Raw genomic sequence first — 7191 nt, 5'->3', positions numbered from 1 at the left:
GAGGCGGAGGGCGTCTCGACGGTGGTCGAGGTCGGCCCGGACGCGGTACTGGCCCCGCTGGTGGCGGCCTGTGCCTCGCACCCGGACGCCATGACTGCGGTTCCCCTGCTGCGTTCGGACCGTGCGGAGCCGCTGGCGTTCTTGTCGGCTCTGGCGCAGGCCTACGTGCGGGGGGTGCCTGTCGACTGGGCGGCTGTGTTCGCCGGCACCGGGGCGCGTCGTGTCGATCTGCCCACCTACGCCTTCCAACACCAGCGCTACTGGCTCGACGCTCCCGAAGGGTCCGCCGAGGCCCGTAGAGGAGCCCCCAGGCGAGTGGACGTAGATGCCGCGGTCGCGTCCGAGTCCGAATCCGCGCCGTTCTCCGGGGCAGAGCCGACGGTGGCGGAGCCCCTTCGTGATCTCCTCACGGGCGTTCCCGAGGCGGAGTGGGACCGGCCGATCCTGGATCTCGTACGCACCCATGCCGCCGCCGTCCTCGGCTACGCGCAGGCGGACGAGATAGATCCCACGCGGGCCTTCGCCGATCTCGGGCTGACGTCGCTCACCGCTGTCGACCTGCGTGGTCAGCTCGGTGCCGCCACCGGCCTGCGGCTGCCCGCCGCCCTCGCGTTCGACAACCCGACCCCGCAGGCCGTCGCCCGTTTCCTGAAGGCGGAGCTGACCGGCGTACGAGAAGCCGAGCTGGACCCGGTCGCACGAGCCGCCGGCCCGGACGAGCCGATCGCCATCGTGGGCATGGCCTGCCGCTATCCCGGCGGGGTGACGTCCCCCGAGGAACTGTGGCGGCTGGTGGCCGATGAGGTGGACGCCGTGACACCGTTCCCCACGAACCGCGGATGGGATCTGGAGGGGCTGTACGACCCGGACCCGCAGAGCTCCGGCAAGTCCTACGCGCGCGAGGGCGGCTTCCTGCACGACGCGGGCGAGTTCGATCCCGCGTTCTTCGGGATCTCGCCGCGTGAGGCACTGGGCATGGACCCGCAGCAGCGGCTGCTGCTGGAGACTTCCTGGGAGACGTTCGAACGGGCCGGAATCGACCCGGCCTCTGTGCACGGCGCGCGGGTGGGCGTCTTCGTGGGCGCGTCGTGGCAGGCGTACGGGCCGCAGCTGCAGGATGCGCCGGAGACGGTCGAGGGGCGACTGCTCACGGGAGGCGCGCCGAGCATCATGTCCGGGCGTGTCGCCTACCAGCTGGGCTTCACGGGGCCTGCGCTGACCGTCGACACGGCGTGCTCCTCGTCGCTCATGGCCCTGCACCTCGCCGTCCAGGCACTGCGGTCGGGGGAGTGCGGCATGGCCCTCGCCGGAGGCGCGACGGTGATGTCGACGCCGGGCGCGTTCGTGGAGTTCTCGCGTCAGCGAGGGCTGGCCGAGGACGGCCGCTGCAAGGCGTTCGCCGGCGCTGCCGACGGTACCGACTTCGCCGAGGGCGTGGGCATGCTGCTGGTCGAGCGGCTGTCGGACGCCCGCAGGAACGGTCACCAGGTACTGGCGGTGGTACGTGGCACCGCGGTGAACCAGGACGGCGCGTCCAACGGTCTGACGGCGCCGAACGGCCCCTCGCAGCGGCGCGTCATCCGCCAGGCCCTGGCGAACGCACATCTCACCACGGCCGACGTGGACGTGGTCGAGGCACACGGCACCGGAACCCGTCTCGGCGACCCGATCGAGGCGGATGCCCTGCTCGCCACCTATGGCCAGGACCGTCCCGCCGACCGTCCGCTGTGGCTGGGCTCGCTGAAGTCCAACATCGGCCACAGCCAGCACGCCTCGGGCGTCGCCGGTGTGATCAAGATGGTGCTGGCCATGCGCCACGGCGTACTGCCCAAGACTCTGCATGTCGACGAGCCGACCCCGCACGTGGACTGGTCGGTGGGGGCCGTCGAGCTGCTGACCGAGGCACGGCCGTGGCCGGACACCGACCGTCTCCGCAGGGCCGGTGTCTCTTCCTTCGGTTTCAGCGGCACCAACGCGCACGTCATCCTCGAACAGGGTGAGCCCGCCGAAGTGGCCGAGCTCGCGGAACCGGTCGAGCGCATCGCTCCGGCTGTCGTCCCGTGGGTGGTGTCCGCGCGTAGTGAGGCGGCTCTGCGGGGGCAGGCCGAGCGGCTGGTGAAGGCCGGTGCACAGTGGGAGCCGGTGGACACCGGTTGGTCGCTGGCGTCATCCCGGACGGCGTTCGAGCACCGGGCGGTCGTATTCGGTGCGGACCGTGCGGCGCTGCTGACCGGCGCCGAGGCTCTGGCGTCCGGTGAGCCGGCGCCGGGAGTGATCACCGGAACCGCCCTCAAGGGTGACCGCCGCGTGGTGTTCGTCTTCCCCGGACAGGGCTCCCAGTGGGCCGGCATGGCAGCGGACCTCCTGGCGGAGTCCCCGGTGTTCGCACGGGCGATGGAGGAGTGCGACGAGGCGCTCGCCGAGTTCAACGACTGGTCGGTGCTCGACGTCGTACGCCGGACCGAGGGCGCGCCGCCGATGGAACGTATCGACATCCTCCAGCCCACCCTGTTCGCGGTCATGGTGTCGCTGGCCGCGCTGTGGCGATCGCTGGGCGTCGAACCGGCCGCGGTGGTCGGCCACTCGCAGGGCGAGGTGGCGGCGGCGTACGTCGCCGGGGGCCTCACCCTGTCCGACGCGGCCCGGCTGGTGGCACTGCGCAGCCGTACGATCCACACCCTCACGGGCCAGGGCGCGATGGCTTCACTGCCCCTGTCCTACCAGGAGGTGGACGAGCGGCTGGAGCACCGGCGCGCTTCCCTTTCGGTGGCGGCGATCACCGGCCCCAACGTGACCGCCGTCTCCGGTGACCCCGAGGTGCTCGACGAGCTGCTCGCGGAGCTGACCGCGGAGGGGATCAAGGCGCGTCGTATCCCCGGCGTGGACGTCCCCGGGCATTCGCCGATGATCGAGACGCTGCGCGAACAACTGCTGGAGGCGCTTGCCGACGTCGCGCCACGCCCGTCGGACATCCCGTTCTACTCGACGGTGACCGGGGCACTGTTCGACACGGAGAAACTGGACGCCGAGTACTGGTACCGCAACATGCGCGAACCCGTGCGCTTCCAGCCGGCCGTCGAGCGGATCGTGGAGGACGAGCACCGGGTGTTCATCGAGGTCAGCCCGCACGCCGTGCTGACGCTCGGGGTGCAGGAGACCGTCGAGACGGTGACCGGCGACGCGCTGGTCCTCGGCACGCTGCGGCGGCGCAGCGGCAATCTGGAGCAGTTCCTGTCATCGGTGGCGCAGGCCCACGTGGGCGGCGTCGCGGTGGACTGGTCCGCGCTGTTCGCCGGTGCGGGCGCCCGTCGGGTGGACCTGCCCACGTACGCTTTCCAGCGCGAGTCGTTCTGGCTGGAGAGCACCGGTGGCACGGGTGACGTGTCGTCGGCGGGACTGGCTCCCTCGGACCACCCGCTGCTGGGCGCCGCGGTGGATCTCGCGGACGGTACGGGTGTCGTCTTCACGGGGCGCCTGTCGTTGCGCTCGCACCCGTGGCTGGCCGAGCACACGGCGTCGGACACGGTACTGCTGCCGGGTGCGGCGTTCACGGACCTGGCGCTCACGGCCGGAGACCGGGTCGGCTGCGGACGGGTCGAGGAACTCACCGTCGAGGCTCCCCTCGTCCTCCCCGAGCACGACGCGGTCCTCCTCCAGGTCGTCGTCGGCGGCCCGGATGACGCGGGCCTGCGCGAGATCGGCGTCTACGCACGCCCCGAGCACGCCGGGGACGAGGCGGACGCATGGACGCTGCACGCTTCGGGCTCGCTGGCCCGCGCGGGTGGTGCGGCGGAAGCCGGTCTCGCCGAGTGGCCGCCCGCCGCCGCTGCCGAGGCCGACGCGCGCGATCTGTACGACGGTGCGGCCGACGAGGGGTACGCGTTCGGCCCGGCCTTCCAGGGCGTACGGCGCGTCTGGAGGCGCGGCGAGGAGATCTTCGCCGAGGTCACCCTCGGTGCGGAGCAGCAGGCGGAGTCCGCTGGGTTCGTACTCCACCCCGCGCTGCTCGAAGCCGCGGTACATCCCCTGCTGCTGGATGGTGCCGGGGTGTCGCAGACGTGGTCCGGCGTGGAGGTGTACGCCACTGCCGCCTCGGTGCTGCGCGTCCGGCTCGCACCCGTCGGCCCGGACAGCTACGCGCTGACCGCCGCGGACGGTACGGGATCGGTCGTCGCGGTGGCCGACAGCGTGGCGGTACGTCCGGTGCCGCCGGAGTCGCTGCGCGCCGCCGGCAACCGGCGGCCGGAGTGGCTGTTCGAGGTGGAGTGGACCCGGACAGCCGCCCCGGATCAGGGGCAGGTCGGTACTGCCGAGGACTGGGCCGTGCTCGGGACGGACGAGCTACGACTCGCCGAGGCCCTGGGACGGACGGCTCACGCGTCCCCGGCAGCCCTCGCGTCGTCCGGCGCAGTGCCCGGTACGGTGCTGCTGCCACTGGCGGCGACGGCGTCCGCCGATGCCGTCGGCGAGGCCCGGCACCGGACGCACAGCGCACTCGCGCTGCTCCAGGAGTGGCTGGCGGACGAGCGGTTCACCGGCTCCCGCCTGGTCGTCGTGACCCGCTCCGCCGTCGCGGTCGACTCCGAGGACATCGAGGATCTCGCTCTGGCCGCGGTTCGGGGTCTGCTGCGGTCGGCGCAGGCGGAGAATCCGGGCCGGTTCGTCCTGGTCGACCTGGACGGTGATGAACGGTCCGTGGACGCTCTGTCGCTGGCGTTGGCTGCCGGCGAGCCGCAGGTGGCGGTGCGTGGGGGTGAGGTGTGGGTGCCGCGCCTGACGCGTGTGTCTGCTGCTGGGGAGTCGGCTGGGCCGGTGTGGGATGCGGCGGGGACGGTGCTGATCACTGGTGGTACCGGTGGTCTGGGTGCGCTCGCCGCACGTCACCTGGTGGTCGAGCACGACGTGCGGAACCTGCTGCTGGTCAGCCGCCGGGGTGAACAGGCCCCTGGCGCGGCTGAGCTGGTGGCTGAGTTGTCCGGGCTGGGTGCCCGGGTGTCGGTGGCGGCCTGTGATGTCGCCGACCGTGAGGCTCTGGCGAAGCTGCTGGCGGACATACCGCGGGAGCACCCGCTGACCGCCGTGGTGCACACCGCGGGTGTTCTGGATGACGGTGTGGTGGCCTCGCTGACGCCTGAGCGGGTGGATACGGTGCTGCGGCCGAAGGTGGACGCGGCCTGGCACCTGCACGAACTGACCCGGGACCTCGACCTCTCCGCCTTCATCCTCTACTCCTCGGTCGCCGGGGTGATGGGTGGCCCCGGCCAGGGCAACTACGCCGCCGCCAACGCCTTCCTCGACGCCCTGGCACGCCACCGGAACGGCCTCGGCCTGGCCGCGACCTCGCTGGCCTGGGGCCTGTGGGCCAAGGAAAGCGGAATGGGCAGCGGACTCGAAGAAGCGGACTACCGCCGCATGGCCCGCGCCGGCGTGATCCCGATGGACGACAAGGAGGGCATGACGCTCTTCGACGCGGCCGTGGAGCGGGGACGCCCCGTGCTCGTTCCGGCCGGGCTCGACGCCCGGACACTGCGGGCCCAGGGCGATGAAGTGGCTCCGCTGCTGCGCGGACTCGCCGGCGGCGTCACACGGCGCACCGCCACGACAGGGGGCACCGCCGCTGAAGGAGAGGGACCGACGCTGCTCCAAAGGCTGGGCGGACTGTCGCAGGAGGAGCGCGACCGCGTGCTGCTCGACCTCGTACGTACCGAAGTGGCCGGAGTCCTGGGACATCCGAAGCATCAACTCGTCGACGCAGGTGTGGAGTTCAAGTCCCAGGGCTTCGACTCGCTCACCGCCGTCGAACTGCGCAACAGGCTCAAGGCGGCCACCGGCCTGACCCTTCCGGCCGCTCTGGTCTTCGACTACCCGACCCCCGAGGCCGTCGCCGGCTACCTCCGCGCGGAGCTGCTGCCGCACCTCGGAGTGCCCGCCGACGGTAACGCCGAGGAGGCGCGACTCCGCGAGGTGCTGGCATCCATTCCGCTCAGCCGGTTCCGCCGAGCGGGCCTGCTGGACATGGTCCTCCAGCTCGCCGAGCCGGACGCCGAGGCCACACCCGGCCCGGAGAGCGGCGGCTCCGCGCACATCGACGACATGGACGCGGAGAGCCTGCTGCGGCTGGCGATCGACGGTTCGACGAGCTGACAGGGTTTAGGAGAGCGCGATGAGCACACCATCCATTGAGCAGTACGTCGAGGCGCTGCGGTCCTCGTTGAAGGAAACCGAGCGGCTGCGCGAGCAGAACAGACAGCTCGTGGCGGCGACGGCCGAACCGATCGCCATCGTCGGCATGGGCTGCCGCTTCCCCGGAGGCGTCTCGTCCCCCGAGGAACTCTGGCGGCTCGTGGCGGACGGCACGGACGCGGCGTCCGCCTTCCCGGCGAACCGCGGTTGGCCCGGGGACCTCTACGACCCCGACCCCACCGCCTCCGGCAAGACCAACACGAACGCGGGAGGCTTCGTCCACGACGCCGACGAGTTCGACGCGGGCTTCTTCGGGATCTCGCCGCGTGAGGCGGTGGGCATGGACCCGCAGCAGCGACTGGTGCTGGAGGTCGCCTGGGAGACGGTCGAGCGCGCCGGCATCGACGCCGCCACCCTGCGCGGCAGCCAGACCGGCGTGTTCGTCGGCGGCAACGGCCAGGACTACCCGCTCATGCTCCTGACGACGGCGCCCGAGGAAGTCGAGGGCTTCCTCATCACGGGCAACGCGGCGAGCGTCGTCTCCGGGCGCATCTCCTACCAGATGGGCTTCGTCGGCCCCGCGATCTCCGTGGACACGGCATGCTCGTCGTCACTGGTGGCCCTGCATCTGGCGGTTCAGGCGCTGCGCTCCGGAGAGTGTTCTCTCGCCCTCGCCGGGGGCGTCACGGTGATGTCCTCGCCTTCGGGCTTCATCGAGTTCAGCACGCAGGGCGGCCTCGCTGCGGATGGCCGGTGCAAGGCGTTCGCGGCGGCGGCGGATGGCACCGGCTGGGGTGAAGGCGCCGGGATGCTCCTTCTGGAGCGGCTGTCGGATGCGCGGAAGAACGGGCATCAGGTGCTGGCCGTCGTACGCGGTACGGCCGTCAATCAGGATGGCGCGTCGAACGGCCTCACGGCGCCGAATGGTCCGTCGCAGCAGCGGGTGATCCGGCAGGCGTTGGCCAATGCGCGTCTGTCGGCGGTGGATGTGGATGCGGTGGAGGCGCA

2 protein-coding genes are annotated in these 7191 nt (G+C 71.8%); both read left to right on the top strand.

Annotation, left to right across the window (positions count from 1 at the left end; genetic code table 11):
- Positions 1-21 precede the first annotated feature (21 nt).
- Positions 22-6144, top strand: a complete 6123-nt coding sequence (locus ACFV57_RS42435) for a type I polyketide synthase (protein WP_385244584.1) — start codon at positions 22-24, stop codon at positions 6142-6144.
- A gap of 19 nt (positions 6145-6163) precedes the next feature.
- Positions 6164-7191: beta-ketoacyl synthase N-terminal-like domain-containing protein (locus ACFV57_RS42430; protein ID WP_385244582.1), on the top strand; the 1028-nt coding region annotated here is incomplete at its 3' end.

The organism is Streptomyces sp. NPDC059788 (genome assembly GCF_042732265.1).
Classification (GTDB): Bacteria; Actinomycetota; Actinomycetes; order Streptomycetales; family Streptomycetaceae; genus Streptomyces.
This window is presented reverse-complemented; position numbering and strand designations above follow the sequence as displayed.